Origin of the sequence: Xinfangfangia pollutisoli, assembly GCF_020179405.1 — a bacterium.
GTDB lineage: Bacteria > Pseudomonadota > Alphaproteobacteria > Rhodobacterales > Rhodobacteraceae > Pseudogemmobacter > Pseudogemmobacter pollutisoli.
Genome location: NZ_JAICBZ010000078.1, coordinates 1 through 18,234 on the forward strand (window position 1 = coordinate 1; position 18,234 = coordinate 18,234).

Below are 18,234 nucleotides of genomic sequence, written 5' to 3' on the forward strand. Positions count from 1 at the left end.
GGGGCAAGGCCCGCCCGCGTCTCGGCAAGGCCCGCGCCCTGCGTGGCGGCCAACAGCCGGTCGGCCTCGGCCAGAAGGCCGTGCAGCAGCGCTGCGGGCGGCAGGGGCTGCGCCGGGGGCGTGGCCAGGCCGCGATCGGCCAGAACCTGGGCCGGGTCCAGGCTGTCGAAGGCCGAGGCCTCGCGATAGGCCTCAAGCGCCGCGGGGCCGAGCGCGCCTTCGGCATAAAGCGCCATGGCCGCGGCATAGCGGGCGCGGGCCGAGCCGGGGCTGCCATGCGGTGCAGTCAGCAGGTGGCGAGACAGGGCAGCCGTCATTCATTGCTCCGGTAAGCCAGCCGTTCCTCGGCCAGCCGGCGCTTTTCGGCGCGGTTCATCACCAGACCGGCCAGTGCGACGCAGACCCCCACAGTCAGCACGATCAGGCTTGCCAAAGCGTTGATGTCGGGGGTCACCCCCAGCTTGACCTTCGACCAGATCAGCAGCGGCAGGGTGGTCGCCCCGGGGCCGGTGGTGAAGCTGGTGATCACCACATCATCCAGCGAAATGGTGAAGGCCAGCAGCCAGCCCGACAGCAGCGCGGGCGAGATCACCGGCAGGGTCACATCGCGCAGCACCTGCCAGGGCCGCGCGCCCAGATCCATCGCGGCTTCCTCGATCGCGCGGTCCATCTGCAGCATGCGCGCATGCACGACGGTCGTGACGAAGACCATGGAAAAGGTGATATGCGCCAGCGTGATCGTGGTGAAGCCGCGCTGGCCGGGCCAGCCCACCCATTGCGCCATCAGGATGAAGAACATCAGCGACGAGATGCCGGTGATCACCTCTGGCATGATCAGGGGGGCGGTGACCAGGCCGGAAAACAGCGTGCGGCCGCGAAAGCGGCGGAAGCGGGCCAGCGCGATGCCGGCCATGGCGCCCAGGATCGTGGCCATCGTGGCCGAGATCAGCGCGATCTGCAGCGACAGCAGCAGCGCCGCGCCAACCTGCCGGTTGGAAAACAGCGAGACATACCATTTGGTCGAGAAACCGCCCCAGACCGTCGCCAGCCGCGAGCCGTTGAAGCTGTAGACCACCATCGACAGGATCGGGATGTAGAAGAAGGCAAAGCCGAAGCACAGGACGGTGATCAGGAAGACGGGCCGGCGGGTCATGGTTTGGCCCCATCGGTCTCGGCGCCCTCGGCCCTGGCCTGGAAGCGGCTGTAGATCATCGTCGGCCCCACCATCAGCACCAGCAGCGCCACCGCGACGGTCGAGGCCATGGGCCAGTCACGCGCCTGGGCGAATTCGTCCGAGATGATCCGCCCGATCATCGGCGCCGCGGCATCGCCGACCAGCGAGGGGATCACCAGTTCGCCCGCGGCGGGAATGAAGACCAGAAGCCCGCCGGCGATGATGCCGGGAATCGACTGCGGCAGGGTCACGTCGCGAAAGACCTGAAAGGGGCGCGAGCCCAGATCCATCGCCGCTTCGTCCAGCGCCGGGTCCAGCCGTTCGAGATTGGCGTAAAGCGGCAGGATCATGAAGGGCAGGTAGGTATAGACCATGACCAGCACGACGGCGAAATTCGTGTTCATCATCGGGATCGACTGCAGCGCCCAGGCCTGGGGCGTGATCAGATTCCACAGATCGGTCAGCAGCCCGTTGAACCAGGAATTGCGGCCCATCAGCCCCATCCAGGCATAGACCCGCAGCAGGAACGAGGTCCAGAACGGCAGGATCACCAGCATCAGCAGGATGGTGCGCCAGCTTTTCGACACGCGCGTCAGCGCAAGCGCCATTGGATAGCCCAGAAGCAGGCACAGAACGGTGGCGACGCCGGCATTGATCAGCGAGGTCAGGAAGGCGCGCAGATAGAGGCTGTCGGTGAACAGCCGCGCATAGCCGGCCGGATTGATCAGGGGATTGTCGCCGCCATAGCCGAAGGGGGGCGCCGTCGGGGTGCGGGTGGCCAGGCTCATCGCGACGACGATCAGGAAGGGCAGCAGGAAGAACAGGATCAGCCAGGCATAGGGAATGCCGATGATCAGATCGCGCCAGCCGCGGCGGTGGAACCATTGGGCCAGCGCGGTCATCGGCGGCACCACAAGGCGCTTTGTCCCCGGACCCCGGGGATATTGAAGGACAGATGAAGGAGGGGCGGCGGCATCTTCAATCCGTCAGCAGGATGGCGGAACCGGGTTCGAACGACAGCCAGACCCGGTCATCCCAATCGGCCGGTCGGCCGCCTTCATCGGCGCGGCGCGCGTTGACGGCATGGACCGAGATCAGATCGCCGCCGGGCAGGGTGACGCGATAGAGGCTGTCCTTGCCGAAATAGGCCAGATCCTTGACCTGGCCTTCGACGACATTCACCGCCGCGGGGCAGGTCTTGGCGATCGAGATCTTCTCGGGGCGCAGGGCCAGGGTGACGCTTTGACCCTCGACCAGGCCCGGCACGCTGCGGGCGGCGAAGGTGCCGTCCATGGCGGGAATGTCGACTTCGGCGATCTCGCCGGTCAGGCGCACGACGCGCGCGGCGAAGGTCGAGATCGCGCCGATGAAGCCGGCGACGAAGCGGCTGTTCGGATATTCGTAGATCTCGGTGGGCGAGCCGACCTGCCGGACCTGGCCGCGGTCCATCACGGCGATGCGGTCGGCCAGCGTCATCGCCTCTTCCTGGTCATGGGTGACCACGATGAAGGTCACGCCGGTGCGGCTTTGGATCGACATCAGCTCGAACTGGGTCTGTTCGCGCAGCTTCTTGTCCAGTGCGGCCAGGGGTTCGTCCAGAAGCAGCAGCTTCGGCTGCCGTGCCAGCGCCCGGGCCAGCGCAACGCGCTGGCGCTGGCCGCCGGAAATCTGATGCGGCTTGCGCTGGGCAAAGGGTGCAAGCTGGACCAGATCCAGCATTTCGCGCACCCGGTCGGCGCGCTGGGCGGCGGACATCCTCTCGTGCTTCAGCCCGTAGGCGATGTTCCGTTCCACGCTCATATGCGGAAAGATCGCGTAGCTTTGGAACATCATATGGACCGGACGTTCCCAGGGGGGGACGCCGGTCATGTCCTGCCCGTCGATGAAGATGCGCCCCGCGCTGGGGTCTTCGAACCCCGCCAGCATGCGCAGCAGCGTGGTCTTGCCACAGCCCGATCCGCCCAGAAGGGCGAAGATCTCGCCTTCGCCGATGGTCAGATCGACATCGCGCACCGCCTGGAAACTGCCGAAGCGTTTCGAGACGCCCTCGATGCGGATGAAGGGGCGGGCCATTGCGGAGGGGGCCAGTGCGGAGGGCGCCTGGGCGGAGGGGGCCGAAGCAGGTGCGGGCGGCGCGGGGTGGGGCGCGGCGGGCATGGCCGATCAGCCGCCGGTCTTGATCGCCTGCCAGGCGCGGTTCAGATCGCGCTCCTGGTCTTCGGTCTGTGGCTGGGGCGTATAAAGCCGCGCCAGGGTGACCGCGTCGGGATAGACCGCGGGATCGGTGCGGATCGCCTCGTCGACCAGCGGTGTCGCGGCCTTGTTGGCATTGGCATAGCCGGTGAAATTGCTGCAGGCGGCGATCACCTCGGGGCGCAGCAGATAGTCGATGAAGGCATAGGCATTCTCGACATTGGGCGCGTCCGCGGGCATGGCCCAAAGGTCGAACCAGGCCGGCGCGCCGGTTTTCGGCACGTGATAGGCCAGGTTCAGCGCGATGCCCGCCTCGGCCGCGCGGGTCTTGGCAACGCCGTAATCGCCCGACCAAGTGTTTGCCACGCACAATTCCTGGTTGGGCAGCGTGGTCAGGTAATTCGCATTGTCGAAGGTGGCGATATAGGGCCGGATCTTCGCCATGGCCTCGGCCATCCTGGCATAATCCGCGGGGCCGGCCGTGTTGGTATCAATCCCCAGCCATTTCATCACCATGAAGCCGGAATCGGTCGGACTATCCAGAACCGAGATCCCGCAATCGGCCAGCTTCTCGGCGTTCTCGGGCAGCATCAGCGTATCAAGGCTTTCCAGATCGGCATCGGGAAGCCGGTCTTTCACCATGTCGAGATTGTAGGTCATCCCGACCGAGCCCCACATATAGGGCACGCCATAGGCATTGCCGGGATCGTAGCCCTCGACGATCTTCAGGATCTCGGGGTCCAGATTGCCCCAGCCCGGCAGTTTCGCCTTGTCGAGCTTCTGGAACACTCCGGCCTTGACGAATTGCGGCAGCGACATGCCGGCATGCAGCACCACGTCATAGCCGGTACCGCCGACCAGCATCTTGGCCTGCGCCTCTTCGGCGCTGGCATAAAGGTCATAGACCACGGCGATGCCGGTTTCCGATTCGAAATCGGCCAGCGTCGTCTCGCCGATGTAATCGGACCAGTTGTAGACATTGACCGATCCCCCCTGCGCCCAGGACGGGCGCACGAAAGGCGCGGCAAGCGGTGCGATCAGGCCAGAGCCCAGGGCAGTCAATGTCCGGCGGCGGGTCAGTGTCATTGTCGTCTCCCTGTTGGTCTTGATTTTTGATCAGGTTAGGCGGGGGATTTTGACTGGCAAATCAATTCATCATTCAGCCGCTGCATTTCGTCTTCGGGCGGCGGCTCGGCGCGCGTCGTGACCGGCAGCAGGCGGCGCAGTTGATCGTGATGGCGGCGCAGCCCATATTCCAGATCCGACAGGTGAAAGCCCTCGAACCCTTCCGACAGCATCGATTCGTTCGACCAGATCGACAGCTGCTGATCCTCGGCCGAGGTTTCGCGGTCGATCCGTGTCGCCAGATAGCGCGCAAGCCGCATCTGCCGCGTCTCGTTCGGATAGCGGTATTGCCGGCCGGTCAGCAGGGTGCGGCTGGGCTCGATCGGCAGGTCATGGTAATATTGCGCGCCTTCGGGGGTGAAGGCGAAGACCGTATTGGGGAACAGGCCGTAATAGGCCCAGTTCCGTTTCAGATGCGGCGGCAGATGTGGCTGCTCGGGCGTATGCTGAATGTATTGCCGCACCGACCAGCGCCGCCCCGGCCGGTCGCCGAAGATGCCATAGCTGACATGCAGGCCCCCGGGCAGGTAGATGTCGCGATAGTCGCGGCCATACAGATCCTGCAGGGCGGGGTGGGCCAGCGCGACGTGATAGCCTTCATTGTCGACGTCGCGCACCGATTTCCAGTTCACCGGCAATTCGGTCGTCCAGCTTGCCGTCTGTGCCGGAACCAGCGTCTCGGCCCGGTTCGCGGCAAAATCGGCCGCATAGGGGGCCAGAAGATCGGCCACATCGGGCTGGGGCCCGGGGCGAAAGCGCAGGAACAGGAAGCCCGCGAAGATCTGCATCTCGACCGGCTTCAGGCCGAACTGCGCCCGGTCGAACCCCTTGTCGAAGGTTTCGGGCCGCGCCGCGCCGCGCAGGGATCCGTCAAGATTGTAGACCCAGCCGTGAAACGGACAGATCAGCGCGCCGCGGCATGTGCCCGCGGTGCCATCCACCACCCGCGCCCCGCGATGGCGGCACAGGTTCAGGAAGGCCCGCGGCACGCCATCCTGCCCGCGCACCACCAGCGCGCGCTCGCCCAGAAGATCGAAGGTCAGCCAGTCGCCCGGATTGGGAATGTCGCTTTCGTGGCCCGCCACCTGCCAATGCGACAGGAAGACCTGCGCGCGTTCCAGCGCGAAAAGCGCTTTGGAATCATAGGTCCAGGCCGGCAGGCCGGATCGGTCCCATTTGGCGGGGACCGGAAGGGACAGGTCGGTCAGCGGTCGGGTCATGGCAGGGCCTCCATCTCGGTCAGCAGCCATCGGTGGAACCGGTGGATCTCATATTCTTCGGGCATCAGCCGGCCCTGGACGAAGCCGGGCGCGCCGATGCCGCGCTGGTTCATCTCGGAAGCTGCGCCATCCTGTTCCATCACCCGCCTGGCGAAAGCCGCGACGGCGGCGGCGTCGAAGCCGGGCTGAGCCAGCGTCTCGGCGGGGAAATACCACTCGGCAATCAGGCGGGTGGAGGTCGGCGTCAGCGGCTGCAGCCGCACGCAGCGCAGGTAATCGACATGGGCGACGACATAGGCGCTGGGCCAAAGCGTGACGAATGTGTAGCCGGCCTGCCGTTCGGCCGGCGTCAGCCCGGGAAAGACCGGCCCGCAGGGCGCGCCGCTTGCCGTCCAGGTTTCGGCGCCGGGCTTCAGCGCCGGGGCCTGCGGCTGATCGGGCGTCCATCCGGCGGCCTCCTGCGCGCTCATCAGCCCCGTCGCATAGACCGGCACCATGTCGCACAGCTCCGGGTGGATGCCCGGGCAGTGCAGGCATTCCGAGTAATTCTCCCAGAAGACCTTCCAGTTGCAGGCGATCTGCACCTCCCAGCGATGGCCGCGGATCAGGCTGTCCATCGGCCAGTTGTCCAGCGTGGAAAGCGGCACATCCGCGCCAAGCTCGGGCGGGCTGGGCGACAGGTTCAGAAAGACGAACCCGCCCCAGAGGCGGCTTTGCACCGGCAGAAGCGCGTGATCTTCGGCCCGGAAATCCGGCGTGGGCCTGGCATGCGCGGTTGCGACCAGGCGCCCCGTCGCCGCGTCATAGGCCCATGCGTGATAGGGGCAGGTCAGAAGCCGGCCGATCTGCCGGGTCTGGCCGGGCGCGCACAGCTCGGACCCGCGATGGCGGCAGGCATTGTGAAAGGCGGCCAGATCGCCCTTGGCGCTGCGCGTCACCACCACCGGGGCTGCACCCACCGTCACGCTGCGCGCCGTGCCGGGGGCGAAATCGTCCAGCCGGCCGACCGCCACCCAGTGCCGCGCAAACACCGTGGCCAGTTCGCGGTCGAACCAGTCCTGCGCCAGATAGGCCCGTTGCGGCAGGCCGGGCGGGCAATGGGTCAGGCGGGGGCTGTCGGGATGTGCCATCAGAAGGCCGGCGGCGGGGTTGCCCGGCGGCGCTCGGGCGCGAAGAAGGGGCGCGGCGTGGCGCGGACCGGCAGCATCAGCTTGACATATTGCAGCTCGCGCAGGGCGTAGATTTCCACCCAGAGATCGCGGCAATCGGCATGGCGCGCCTGAACCTGGGCAAGGGCTAAGTTGCGCTTCAGGGTGGGCGACCAGCAGGCGGCGGTGATGAACCCGGCCTCGGCTGTCTTGCGGTGATACAGAATCGCCCCCTCGGCCGAGACATTGCCCGGAATGTCCAGCCCGACCAGCGCCCAGCGCCCGCCCGTCTCGCGTTCGGCCAGCAGCGCCCGCCGGCCGGTGAAAGGCCCCTTGTTCCAATCGACCATCCAGCCGAGCCCCAGTTCCAGCGGGCTGCGGCTGCGATCTTCGCGCAGGGCCTGCTGGGCGGGGATGAAATCCAGGTTTGCGGTCAGGAAGCCGGCCTCGGTGCGGGCCAGCATCACCGCATCGCTGCCCACCGGCATCAACCCGAAGGGCGCGCCCTGCATCATCAGATGATCCCACAGCGCCAGCGCCTGGGCGGGCGGGATCCACAGTTCATAGCCCAGATCGCCGGTGAACCCGGTGCGCGAGATCAGCAGATTCGTCTCTGCAAAGGCGAATTCGGCCATGCGGAAGGGCTTCAGCCCGTCGATGTCAAAGCCACAGGCCCGCAGCACCGCGGCCGAGGTCGGGCCCTGCAGGGCCAACGCCGCCACGGATTCCGTCTCGTCCGCGATGACCACGTCGAACCCCCAGGCCGAGTCCCGCAGCCAGGGCAAATGGCGTTCCTGGCAGCACAGGCGAAAGTCCTGCGGACCCAGTCGAAACAGGGTGCCGTCATCCATCATCTGCCCGGCATCATCCGTCCAGGCCGTATAGTGAACCGCCTTTTCCGCCAGGTTAGAGACGTTTCTGACCGTCAGCCGGTCAAGATAGGCCGCCGCATCGGGGCCGGTGATCCGGTATTTGATCATGGGGGTGATGTCATAAAGCGAGGCCGCGTTGCGGATCGCCGTATGCTCCATCACCGTGTCGCCATAGCAGCCCGCGGTCCGATAGCCGGCCCAGGCGCCCCAATTGTGCAGCCGGTTCAGCGCGGATGTGCGCGGGTGAAACGGGGTTTCGGCCAGCGGCTGCCGGTGAAGCGAGGTCGCTGTCATGCGCCGGCCCTTTCGATCGCTTCGGCGGCGTTCCAGCCCGCCGCACCGGACAGACCGCCCGGATGGGTGCCGGCGCCGGTCAGCCAAAGCCCGGCAACCGGCGTGGCATAGCGCGACAGTTCCGGCAAAGGCCGCAGGAACAGCATCTGCTCGACCGACAGATCGCCATGATGCCAGCTGCCGCCCGCCATGCCGAAGCGCGCCTCAATGTCTTGCGGCATCAGGAAATCGCTTGCGGTGACCAGCGCGCCGATCCCCGGCGCGGCGCGTTCCAGCTGCGCCATGGCCGCGGCGAGCAGGCTGGTTTTCGCCGAAAAAGCATCTTTCGGCGCATGTGGAGCGAATTGCACATTGGCCGAAAGGACATGCTGCCCCTCGGGCGCATGCCCGGGTTCGAAGGCCGAGGACAGAAGCAGCTCCATCACCGGGGCCGCCGGCGTCTCGCCGTATTTCACCGGGTTGAAGGCCAGATCGACCGCCTGTTCATCCGGCGCGATCAGCAGCCGCGCGCGCAGGTCGGTGCCGAAATCCGGTGCCGCGGACAGGGCCAGATGCAGCTTCGCCGTCGCCCCGCGCGCCTTCTGATGGCGCAGCCTTGTGACAAGCCCCGCATCCAGATGCCGGGCGCCGACCAGGTTCAGCAGCGTGGGCTTGGGCCCGATGGCCGACACGACGATGCGGGCCGACAGCATCTCGCCGGTCTGCAGCGTCACGCCATCGGCGCGGTCGGCGGCGATGTCGATCCGGGCCACGCGCGCGCCGGTGCGGATCGTGACCCCGGCCGCGCGGGCGGCGGCGGTCATGGCGGCGGCCAGGGCCGGAAGCCCGCCTTTTGGCAAGGATAGAGACTGTTTTCGCCCCGCCACCTGCCCCGCCAGCCGGTCAAGCCAGAGGATCAGCGTGTTCGGATTGCGCGGGCTGGCCCAGGCGCCCAGCGTGGCGTCGAAACACAGAAGCGCACGCAGGCGCGGGTCGGTCAGCTCATCCGTTGCCACGTCATGGGCGTTGATCAGCACAAGCCGCAGCAGGTCGCGGAATTCCCTGGCGCCCAGCAGGCGCAGGCCCAGGGCATGGCGGGCCAGGGCCAGCCAGTCATTGCCGCCACCCAATCGCGGCGGGGCCATCCGGCGGAAGGGCTCCAGCCGTTCCGCCATGCGCGTCAGGCGGGAATAGAGCCTGTTCCAGGCCATGGCATCGGGCCCCGAGGTTTGGGCGCCCGTCACCGTCAGCGGGCCCAGGGGCGACAGGACGGTGGTCGCGATGTCGCGCGCCGCCCAGGCCAGGCCGTGGCGGTCCAGCGTCATGGCCTTCTCGACCCGCGGGTCAAGATGCCACAGAAGATGCGCCAGCGCCGGCGCCTTAACCCCCTTGGCCAGATCGGGCAGAGCCCGGGTGGCGCCGCCGGTTTCGGGCTCGGCCTCGACCAGCGTCACCTTGCGGCCGGTCTGTGCCAGCCGCGTGGCGCAGGCCAGTCCGTTCAGCCCGCCGCCGATGACAAGCACATCACAGGACGGCATAGGCATCGCTCATGTCCTTCGGCGCAAGCCGCATGTCGCGCAGGATCTCGGCCGCGGCATTGCGGCCCGGCGCGCCCATGACGCCGCCGCCCGGATGGGTCGAGGCGCCGCAGATCCACAGGTCGCGGATCGGGGTGCGGTATTGCGCATAGCCGGGCACCGGGCGGTTGAAGAGCAACTGATCGAAGGTCAGTTCCCCCTGGAAGATATTGCCTTCGGTCAGGCCGACTTCGGCCTCCAGCTCGCGCGGGGTGCGGATCTCGACATGCAGCACCCGGTCCTTGAAGCCGGGCGCGTGGCGTTCGATCTGGTCAAGGCAGGTCTGTCCGAAGGCGTCGCGGTCGGCATCGGTCCAGTCGCGGCCTTCGATCTTCGGGGGCGCATATTGCACGAAGCAGGACATGAAATGCTTGCCCGGCGGCGCCATGGTCGGGTCGATCATCGTGGGGATCATCACGTCCTGGAACGGGTCGGCCGAGAAATGGCCGGATTTCCAGTCGTCATAGGCGCGTTCCATCCGCTCGATCGAATCGGTGAAATGCAGATCGCCCTTCAGCGCGGGCGAACCTTCGGGAAGGGCCGGGAAGACCGGAGCGGCATCCAGCGCGATGTTCAGCTTGCCCGAGGAGCCGCGGGTCTTGAACTTCTTCACCGAGGCGAGGTAGTCGGCCGGCAATTCGGCCTCGGCCACATGGGTCAGCATGGTGCGCTTGACATCCATGTTGGAAATCACCCGCTGGGCCCGGACCTCATCGCCATTCGACAGGGTCGCACCCACGGCGCGGCCATTCTGCACCAGAATCGTCTCGACGCCCGCGGAAACCCGGATCTCGCCGCCCGCCGCCCGCAGCGAGGCCGCAAGTGCGGCGGTGATCGCCCCCATGCCGCCCCGGGCAAAACCCCAGGCGCCGATATTGCCATCCACATCGCCCATATAATGATGCAGCAGCACATAGGCCGATCCGGGCGACATCGGACCCAGCGCCGTGCCGATGATGGCGGAAACCGCCAGATAGGCCTTGATCACCGGGCTTTCGAAATAGTGGTCCAGATAGTCCGAGATCGACATGGTCCAGAACCGGATCATCTCGGCGATCTGTCTTTCGCTTTGCCCGGTCAGCTGCCGGCCCAGCCAGGCCAGTTCCGCCAGATCGCGCGGGCGGAACCGGGCCGGGTCGGGCGGGGTGCGCAGCAGCATCGGCCGGATGAAGCGGCAATGCCGCAGCACGTCGCGGGCGTAGATGTCATAGGCTTCGGCATCACGGGGGCTGTGGCGGGCGAATTCGCGGCGGTTTGCGTCATGGTCGCGGAACATGCCCAGCGTGTCGCCATTCTCCATGAAGACTGCGCCGCCTTCATAGGGCAGGATCTGCAGCCCGTGCTTCGGCAATTCCAGATCGCGCATGATCTCGGGCCGGAACAGCGACGAGACATAGGAACAGTTGGAATAGGTGAAGCCCGGGGTCAGTTCGCGCGAAACGGCGGCGCCGCCGATCCAGCCGTTCTTTTCCACCACGCAGACGCTCAGCCCGGCGCGGGCCAGGTAGCAGGCGGTGACCAGCCCGTTATGTCCGGCGCCCAGGATGACCGCATCATAGATCATTCGGCGGCGTCTTCCATGTGTTGCAGGGTCAGGTCGACGGCCCGTTCGACCGCGCGCAGCGTGTCGGTGAGGCAGGTCTCGTCCAGCCCATGCGCCTCGCACATGAACCAGGGCTCGCGGCTGTCGGGTTCGACGATCACGCCCAGATCGTGCAGATACCAGGCCATCTGGTCGTAAAAGCTGTAATCGCTGGTCTTCCAGGCGCGGTAATTGTCGGGCGGTTCGGGCGCGAAGAACAGGCCGAACATCGAATCATGGCCGGCATAGGAATGCGTGATGCCGCGGGCGTTCAGGATGCCGGAAATCCCCCGCTTCAGCCGGGCGCCATAGAAGGCCAGCGTCGCAAGCGCCGGGGTTTCATCCAGGATCCGCAGGCATTCCTCGGCCGCGGCAAGGGAAACCGAATGGGCGGTATAGGTGCCGCCATGGCTGGCGCCGCCCGGGCGGAAGCAGCGCATCACCTCGGCGCGCCCGGCGACCAGGGCGATCGGGTAGCCGTTGGCCACGGCCTTGGCGAAGGTGGTCAGGTCGGGCTTGACGCCCAGGATGCCCTGAATGCCGCCGCGGCCGACGCGGAAGCCGGTTTTCACCTCGTCGATGATCAGCAACACGCCGTATCGGTCGCACAGATTGCGGGCCAGCCGCACATAATCGGCCCGCGCCGCGATCCCGCAGCAATTGCCCTGAATCGGCTCGATCAGCATGGCGGCAAGCCGGTCGCCGTGGCGGCGGAACGTATCCTCTAGCCGCTGCATGTCGTTCATCGGCACCAGATGGGCGAGTTGCTTGACGGTTTCCGGGATGCCCTGGCCATAGGGCACCACTTCGGGGTCGCGGTTCGACCGCGCGTCCCAGCCGTCGATATCGGCCATCCACATCGCCGCGTCGAACAGCCCGTGATAGCCGCCCTCGACCAGCAGATAGCTTTCGCGCCCGGTATAGGCGCGGGCCAGGCGCAGGGCGGCCATCACCGCCTCGGTTCCGGAATTGGAAAAGCGCACCAGCTCGGCCGCCGGCACCATCTTGGCCACGCGCTCGGCCACCGAAAGCTCGCGCTCGGTCGACAGGGCGAAGACGCCGCCGACCTCCATCCCCCGGCGCGCCGCCGCATCCACCCTGTCATCGGCATAACCCAGGATCGCCGGGCCGTAGCCCAGCCGGTAATCGACATAGGCATTGCCGTCGATATCCCAGGTCCGCCCGCCCTTGCCGTGATGGACATAGATCGTCCGCTCATCGCCCCAGTAGCGGAAGGTCGAGGCGACGCCGAGCGGCAGGCGCTGCACCGCCTTGCGGAACTGCGCGTTTGATTTCGACAGGTCGCGCTGCGGGGCGGGAATCATGCCGGGGCCATAGGTTGCTGAAGGATGATTCAGCCTCGCATTATTCTGACTGAACTGTCAATCAGAATGCAGCCGCTGGCCAGGCCCGGCGATTCGTGTATGCAGAGAGCCCGGGATCCAGGGGGGAATGATGTCCGACGTGGAAAGTCAGAAGCCCGCCGAGGCGCCGCCGCGCAAACTGCCGCGCGATGCCCGCCGTCTGCAGCTGATCGAGGCGACGATCGAAACCATCGCGCGCCAGGGCTATTCGCGCACCACGCTAAGCGAGGTGGCGCGGACGGCAGGCCTGTCGCATGGGTTGGTGAATTTCCACTTCGAGACCAAGGACAAGCTGCTGGTCGAGACGCTGCTGTATCTGGCCGAGGAATACCGGCTGAACTGGACGCAGGCGGTCGAGGCGGCGGGGCCTTCGGCGCCCGAGCAGCTTTATGCCATGCTGGCCGCCGATTTCCGGCCTGAATTGTGCACGCCCGGCCGGCTGTCGGCCTGGTGCGCCTTCTGGGGCGAGGCGCAGGGGCGGCCGCTTTATCAAGAGAAATGCGGCTCGAATGACGAGGAATACAACCGTCGCCTCGAAGAGCTGTGCGCCCGGATGAATGCCGAACATGGCTATTCGGGCGATCCGGTGCGCAGCGCCCGGGTGCTGCGGGTGACGACCGAAGGCGTCTGGCTGGACATGATGACGCTGCAGGCGCCCTATCCGCCGGAGGAAGCGCTGGCGACGGTGATGACCTGCACCGCCGCCTTCTTCCCCCGGCATTTCACCGCCCAGGGTCTGATCGCGGCCTGAACCGGCGCTAATCGAGCCCCAGCATCCGCCGGTTGGCGGCGCGGTCGGTGCCGGCATCGGCGAAATCGTCAAAGGCCTTTTCGGTCACCCGGATCAGATGGGCGCGCACGAAATCGGCGCCTTCCCGCGCCCCGTCCTCGGGGTGTTTCAGGCAGCATTCCCATTCGACCACGGCCCAGCCGTCAAAGCCGTATTGCGTCAGCTTGGAGAACACCCCGCCGAAATCCACCTGCCCGTCGCCCAGCGACCGGAACCGCCCGGCCCGGTCGACCCAGGACTGGTAGCCGCCATAGACGCCCTGCCGCCCGGTCGGGTTCAACTCGGCATCCTTGACGTGGAACATGCGGATGCGCTGGTGATAGATGTCGATGTTCTGCAGATAATCCAGATGCTGCAGCACATAATGGCTGGGGTCATACAGCATGCAGGCCCGGGCATGATTGCCGGTCCGTTCCAGGAACATCTCATAGCTGACGCCGTCATGCAGGTCTTCGCCGGGATGGATCTCGTAGCAGACATCGATGCCGCAGTCTTCGGCATGGTTCAGGATCGGGGTCCAGCGCCGGGCCAGTTCGTCGAAAGCCTCCTCGATCAGCCCGGCGGGGCGTTGCGGCCAGGGATAGACATAGGGCCAGGCCAGCGCGCCCGAGAAAGTGGCATGCGCGGAAAGCCCGAGGTTCTTCGAGGCGGTCAGCGCCTTTTTCACCTGATCCACCGCCCATTCCTGGCGCGCTTTCGGATTGCCGCGCACCGAAGGGGCGGCGAAACCGTCAAAGGCCGTGTCATAGGCGGGGTGAACGGCGACCAACTGGCCCTGAAGATGGGTGGACAACTCGGTCACGGCAAGGCCGCTTTCGGCAGCGACGCCTTTCACCTCGTCGCAATAGTCCTTCGAGGTGGCGGCCTTTTCCAGATCGAACAGCCGCCCGTCCCAGGACGGGATCTGCACGCCCTTGTAACCGCAATCGGCGGCCCATCGGGTGATGGATTTCCAGGAATTGAACGGGGCGGCATCGCCCGCGAATTGCGCCAGGAACAGCGCGGGGCCCTTGATCGTCTGCATTCCATCCTCCCTGATGGCGGGGCTTGTCGAGCGTCAGAGTGCCGGCTTGACCCAGGCGCCATTGCGCGATGACGAGCGCACGCAGGCATCGACGAAGGCCACGCCCTCGACCCCTTCCTTCAGCCCCGGGAACAGCACCGCCGCATCGGGGGCCTTCCCGTCGCGCGCGGCCAGAATCGCCCGCGCCGCTTCGGCATAGATATTGGCGAAACCTTCCAGATAGCCTTCCGGATGGCCGGGCGGCACGCGGCTGACGCGGCCCGCTTCGGGGCCGGCGCCGGCGCCGTTCCGGGTGATCAGCCGCTTCGGCTGGCCCAGCGGCGTGACCCACAGGTAATTCGGGTCTTCCTGCGCCCATTCGATCCCGGCCTTGGTGCCATAGACCCGCAGGCGCAGGGAATTTTCATGCCCCGTCGCCACCTGGCTGCACCACAGCATGCCCCGCGCGCCGCCCTTGTAGCGCAGCATCACATGGGCATTGTCATCGACCCGCCGGCCCGGCACGAAGGCCTGCAGATCGGCGGCCAGCTCGTCCAGTTCCAGCCCGGTCACGAAACCCGCCAGGTTGAAGGCATGGGTGCCGATGTCGCCCGTGCTGCCGCCCGCGCCCGAGCGCGCCGGATCGGTGCGCCAATCGGCCTGCTTGCTGCCCGTGGCCTCGACCGGCTCGGCCAGCCAATCCTGCGGATACTCGACCTGCACCACCCGGATCTCGCCCAGATCGCCGGCCTGAACCATGGCGCGGGCCTGCCGCACCATCGGATAGCCGGTGTAATTATGGGTCAGGGCGAAGATCACGCCCGAGGCCTGGGCCGCCTTGGCCAGCCGCTTGGCCTCGGGCAGGGTGGCGGTCAGCGGCTTGTCGCAGATCACATGGATGCCGCGCTTCAGGAACTGCATCGCGACCGGCGCATGCATGTGATTGGGCGTGACGATCGCCACCGCCTCGATCCCGTCTTTCCGCCGCGCCTCTTTCTGCGCCATCTCGGCGAAGCTGGCATAGGCCCGCGGCACGCCCAGATCGGCGGCCGAGGCCAGGGATTTCTCGGCTGTTGACGAAAAGCAGCCCGCCACCAGCTCATACTGGTCATCCAGGCGGGCGGCGATGCGATGGACGGCGCCGATAAAGGCATCGCGGCCGCCGCCGACCATGCCAAGGCGAATGCGCGGCGCGCGCGCGACATGCGCGGCTGTGATGGCCATTCTCTCCTCCCGATTCCGGCGGGTCTGCGCCCCCCTGGCTTGGCATGTTAGAGGGGGCCAAGCCCGCCGGTCCAGCGCGAAGTTTGCGCTACCACCGCAAGAGACGCGGGCCGAGCAGCGCCGAGACCAGCGCGACGGCCAGCACGGCAAGCCCGTACCAGGTGACGTAGAACAGCGGGCTCGATTCGGTGCAGTGGATCGCATAGACCGCCGCCCCCGCCCCGCCGCCGGCCAGCCCGATCAGCGCGCCCGACAGCGCGGGGCGGGTGCTGGCCCCGCCGCGCAGGGCGGCAAACAGCGCCGCCGTCGGCAGGGCCGACAGGATGGGAATGGCGATCAGGCAGATATTGCTGGTGCGGCCCATCAGCGCCGTCATCCGCGCCTCGGCCGGGGTGGTGAGATAGGCCCAAAGCAGCAGCCCCAGCGCCGCCGCCGCCACGCCGGCCAGCGGCCAAAGCGCCGCGCGCCCCTCGGGCCGGGCCAGTTGCAGCGCCGCCGACAGGGCCAGGCCGAACAGCGCCAGCGACAGGACCGGGCGCATCACCGGCACGAAGCTGACCATAGCCTGCGCCAGATCGGGGCGGGCACCCAACACCAGCAGCACGCCCGCCAGCGAGACCAGAACGGCGGGCAGAACCAGCGGCAGCACCCAGCGGCCCGGTTCGGGTTCGGCCAGGCTGTCGGCGGCCAGGGCGCGGATCAGATCCTCGGTCTTCATTCGACATGCCTTTCGCGCAGCCGCGCCAGCGCCCGGAACGCCCGATGCAGCGCCACGCGCACCGCCCCTTCGGACATCGACAGCTTCGCGCCCGCTTCGGCCGTTGTGGCGCCTTCCAGCCCGATCAGCCGCACCAGATCGGCAGCGCGCGGATCCAGAAGGCCGATCATCTTCTCGATATCGCCGCGCTCGGTCGGGTCGGCTGTGGGTTCGGCGGGCAGGATCTCGGCGAAATCCTCGATCGGCAGGGCCAGCGCATGGCGCCGGGCGCGGAAGGCATCCACCACCTTGTGCCGCGCGATCGCGTAAAGCCAGGGCCGGACCGGCGCATCGGGCCGCCAGGTCTGCCGCTTGCTGTGGATGGCCAGCAACACCTCTTGCACCACATCCTCGCCTTCCGCCTCGCCCAGCGCAAAGCCGCGGGCGCGGACGATGCCCCGGATCACCGGGGTCACGGCGGACAGGAAATCGCGATAGGCCCGGCTGTCGCCAGCCAGGGCCGCCCGCAGAAGCGCTGCCCAGTCACCATCCGTTCCGGTCATTTCCACAGGCCTATACGCGGCAGACCCGCGCAGTGTTACACCGCGCCCGGCGGGAAAGCGACAGGCCTGACGGCAAGAAGCCGCGGGCGCAGCCCTCAGGCGGCGCGCAGCGGATGCGGCAGTTCGGCCACGATGGCGCGGGCGGCGGCGACCGGATCCTGTGCCGCCCAGACCGGGCGGCCGACCACGATGTGATTGGCCCCGGCCTTGATCGCCTCGGCCGGCGTCGCCACGCGCTTCTGGTCGCCCTTGGCGCTGCCCATCGGCCGCACCCCCGGCGTCACGATCAGCTTGCCCGCGGCCTGCGGCAGGGCGCGGATCGCCGCGGCCTCATTGGGCGAGGTGATCACGCCATCCGCCCCGGCCTCAAACGCGCGGGCGGCGCGTTCCAGGGTGATTTCCGACAGATCGCCGGCGCGGATCATGTTCTGGTCCAGATCGGCCCGGTCGAGCGAGGTTAGGACGGTCACCGCCAGGATCTGGGTCGGCCCGCCGCGCTTGCCTTCCATGGCGGCGCGCACCACCTGCGGGTCGCCCTGCACGGTCAGGAAGTCCAGCTCATAGGCGGCAATGCCGCGCACCGCGGATTCGATCGTGGCGCCGATGTCGAAAAGCTTCATGTCCAGGAAGACGCGCTTGCCCTGTTCCTGCTTCAGCTCATTGGCCAGGGCCAGGCCGCCGCCGGTCAACATGCCAAGGCCGATCTTGTAGAAGCTGACCGCATCGCCCAGCTGCAGCACAAGGTCCAGCCCCTGCACAACGTTCGGAACGTCCAGCGCAACGATCAGACGGTCATCCATCGGCAGCCCCTTTCCAGCGGTTCGGCGCGTCATAGGCGCGCGCGCAAGGCCTGTCCAGCGCGGCTTTGACAAGCGCGCCGGTTTCGGCTGGATTGGCCGGGCGGAGGGCGTAACGCGATGATCCTGGCATTCGACATCGGCGGAAGCCGCATCAAGGCGGGGCTGTTCGACGGCCAGCATCTGGTGCCCCTGGGCGAAACCCCGACGCCGGCGCGCGACGAGGCGGCCTTTGCCCATGCGATTGCGGGCTTTGCCGCCGGGCGGCGGTTGCGGGGCGTGGCGATTTCCATCGCGGGCGTGGTCGATCCAGCCACCGGGCGCGGCAAGGTGGCAAATATTCCGGCGATCGACGGGCTTGCGCTGGCCGATCTTCTGGGGCCGCGGCTGGGGCTGCCGGTGATCGTGCTGAACGATGCCGATTGCTTTGCCCTGGCCGAGGCGCGCTTTGGCGCCGGGCGCGGGCAGGACAATGTCTTTGGGGTGATCCTGGGCACCGGGGTCGGCGGCGGGCTGGTGCTGGGCGGCAGGCTGGTGCAGGGCGCGGGCGGCTTTGCCGGCGAATGGGGGCATGGGCCGGTGATCCGGGGCCCGCATGCGCTGGCCTGCGGCTGCGGCCAGGTCGGCTGCGT

General features: G+C 67.3%; 18 protein-coding genes. 2 read left to right on the forward strand and 16 right to left on the reverse strand.

Going from position 1 to position 18,234, the window contains the following annotated elements:
• The 11 genes from K1Y73_RS17640 to K1Y73_RS17690 form a co-directional block, all read right to left on the reverse strand.
• A partial coding sequence (locus tag K1Y73_RS17640; RefSeq protein WP_225029622.1) for a hypothetical protein occupies positions 1-317 on the reverse strand: 317 nt, incomplete at its 3' end.
• The gene (locus K1Y73_RS17645) at positions 314-1,153 is read right to left on the reverse strand and encodes an ABC transporter permease subunit (RefSeq protein ID WP_225029623.1); all 840 of its coding nucleotides are present in this window, start codon (positions 1,151-1,153) and stop codon (positions 314-316) included. The genes K1Y73_RS17645 and K1Y73_RS17640, both read right to left, overlap by 4 nt.
• On the reverse strand, positions 1,150-2,076 hold the full coding sequence (locus K1Y73_RS17650) for an ABC transporter permease (RefSeq protein ID WP_225029624.1): 927 nt from the start codon (positions 2,074-2,076) through the stop codon (positions 1,150-1,152). The genes K1Y73_RS17645 and K1Y73_RS17650 overlap by 4 nt, the downstream gene beginning before the upstream one ends.
• Before the next feature lie 76 nt (positions 2,077-2,152).
• A complete protein-coding gene (locus K1Y73_RS17655) occupies positions 2,153-3,247 on the reverse strand; it encodes an ABC transporter ATP-binding protein (RefSeq protein WP_225029625.1) in 1,095 nt (364 codons plus the stop codon).
• A gap of 90 nt (positions 3,248-3,337) precedes the next feature.
• Complete coding sequence (locus tag K1Y73_RS17660) at positions 3,338-4,453, reverse strand: polyamine ABC transporter substrate-binding protein (protein ID WP_225029626.1); 1,116 nt, start codon at positions 4,451-4,453, stop codon at positions 3,338-3,340.
• Positions 4,454-4,488: 35 nt separating this feature from the next.
• A complete protein-coding gene (locus K1Y73_RS17665) occupies positions 4,489-5,712 on the reverse strand; it encodes an aromatic ring-hydroxylating oxygenase subunit alpha (protein WP_225029627.1) in 1,224 nt (407 codons plus the stop codon).
• A complete protein-coding gene (locus K1Y73_RS17670) occupies positions 5,709-6,842 on the reverse strand; it encodes an aromatic ring-hydroxylating oxygenase subunit alpha (protein WP_225029628.1) in 1,134 nt (377 codons plus the stop codon). The genes K1Y73_RS17665 and K1Y73_RS17670 overlap by 4 nt, the downstream gene beginning before the upstream one ends.
• Complete coding sequence (locus K1Y73_RS17675) at positions 6,842-8,026, reverse strand: aminomethyltransferase family protein (RefSeq protein ID WP_225029629.1); 1,185 nt, start codon at positions 8,024-8,026, stop codon at positions 6,842-6,844. The genes K1Y73_RS17670 and K1Y73_RS17675 overlap by 1 nt, the downstream gene beginning before the upstream one ends.
• Entirely contained in the window at positions 8,023-9,549 is a 1,527-nt protein-coding gene (locus tag K1Y73_RS17680) for a phytoene desaturase family protein (protein ID WP_225029630.1), read from the reverse strand. Before K1Y73_RS17680 ends, K1Y73_RS17675 begins: the two co-directional genes overlap by 4 nt.
• A complete protein-coding gene (locus K1Y73_RS17685) occupies positions 9,530-11,146 on the reverse strand; it encodes a phytoene desaturase family protein (RefSeq protein WP_225029631.1) in 1,617 nt (538 codons plus the stop codon). Before K1Y73_RS17685 ends, K1Y73_RS17680 begins: the two co-directional genes overlap by 20 nt.
• Positions 11,143-12,489 (reverse strand): aspartate aminotransferase family protein, encoded by a 1,347-nt coding sequence (locus tag K1Y73_RS17690; protein ID WP_225029632.1) that lies wholly within the window; start codon positions 12,487-12,489, stop codon positions 11,143-11,145. Before K1Y73_RS17690 ends, K1Y73_RS17685 begins: the two co-directional genes overlap by 4 nt.
• A gap of 130 nt (positions 12,490-12,619) precedes the next feature.
• Between K1Y73_RS17690 and K1Y73_RS17695 the strand changes: the two genes are divergently transcribed.
• Positions 12,620-13,279, forward strand: coding sequence for a TetR/AcrR family transcriptional regulator (locus K1Y73_RS17695; protein ID WP_225029633.1), 660 nt, complete (start codon positions 12,620-12,622; stop codon positions 13,277-13,279).
• Between the two features lie 7 nt (positions 13,280-13,286).
• On the opposite strand, the gene K1Y73_RS17700 is transcribed toward K1Y73_RS17695, so the two are convergent.
• The 5 genes from K1Y73_RS17700 to pyrF all read right to left on the reverse strand — a co-directional run bounded on the left by K1Y73_RS17700 (position 13,287) and on the right by pyrF (position 17,605).
• The gene (locus tag K1Y73_RS17700; RefSeq protein ID WP_225029634.1) at positions 13,287-14,342 is read right to left on the reverse strand and encodes a sugar phosphate isomerase/epimerase family protein; all 1,056 of its coding nucleotides are present in this window, start codon (positions 14,340-14,342) and stop codon (positions 13,287-13,289) included.
• Positions 14,343-14,375: 33 nt separating this feature from the next.
• Positions 14,376-15,545, reverse strand: a complete 1,170-nt coding sequence (locus K1Y73_RS17705; protein ID WP_225029635.1) for a Gfo/Idh/MocA family protein — start codon at positions 15,543-15,545, stop codon at positions 14,376-14,378.
• A gap of 88 nt (positions 15,546-15,633) precedes the next feature.
• On the reverse strand, positions 15,634-16,263 hold the full coding sequence (locus K1Y73_RS17710) for an NrsF family protein (protein ID WP_225029636.1): 630 nt from the start codon (positions 16,261-16,263) through the stop codon (positions 15,634-15,636).
• Positions 16,260-16,805, reverse strand: a complete 546-nt coding sequence (locus K1Y73_RS17715; RefSeq protein WP_225029637.1) for a sigma-70 family RNA polymerase sigma factor — start codon at positions 16,803-16,805, stop codon at positions 16,260-16,262. Before K1Y73_RS17715 ends, K1Y73_RS17710 begins: the two co-directional genes overlap by 4 nt.
• 95 nt (positions 16,806-16,900) lie before the next feature.
• On the reverse strand, positions 16,901-17,605 hold the full coding sequence (pyrF, locus tag K1Y73_RS17720; RefSeq protein WP_225029638.1) for an orotidine-5'-phosphate decarboxylase: 705 nt from the start codon (positions 17,603-17,605) through the stop codon (positions 16,901-16,903).
• A 117-nt stretch (positions 17,606-17,722) separates the two neighbouring features.
• Between pyrF and K1Y73_RS17725 the strand changes: the two genes are divergently transcribed.
• The coding region (locus tag K1Y73_RS17725; RefSeq protein ID WP_225029639.1) for an ROK family protein at positions 17,723-18,234 on the forward strand (512 nt) is incomplete at its 3' end.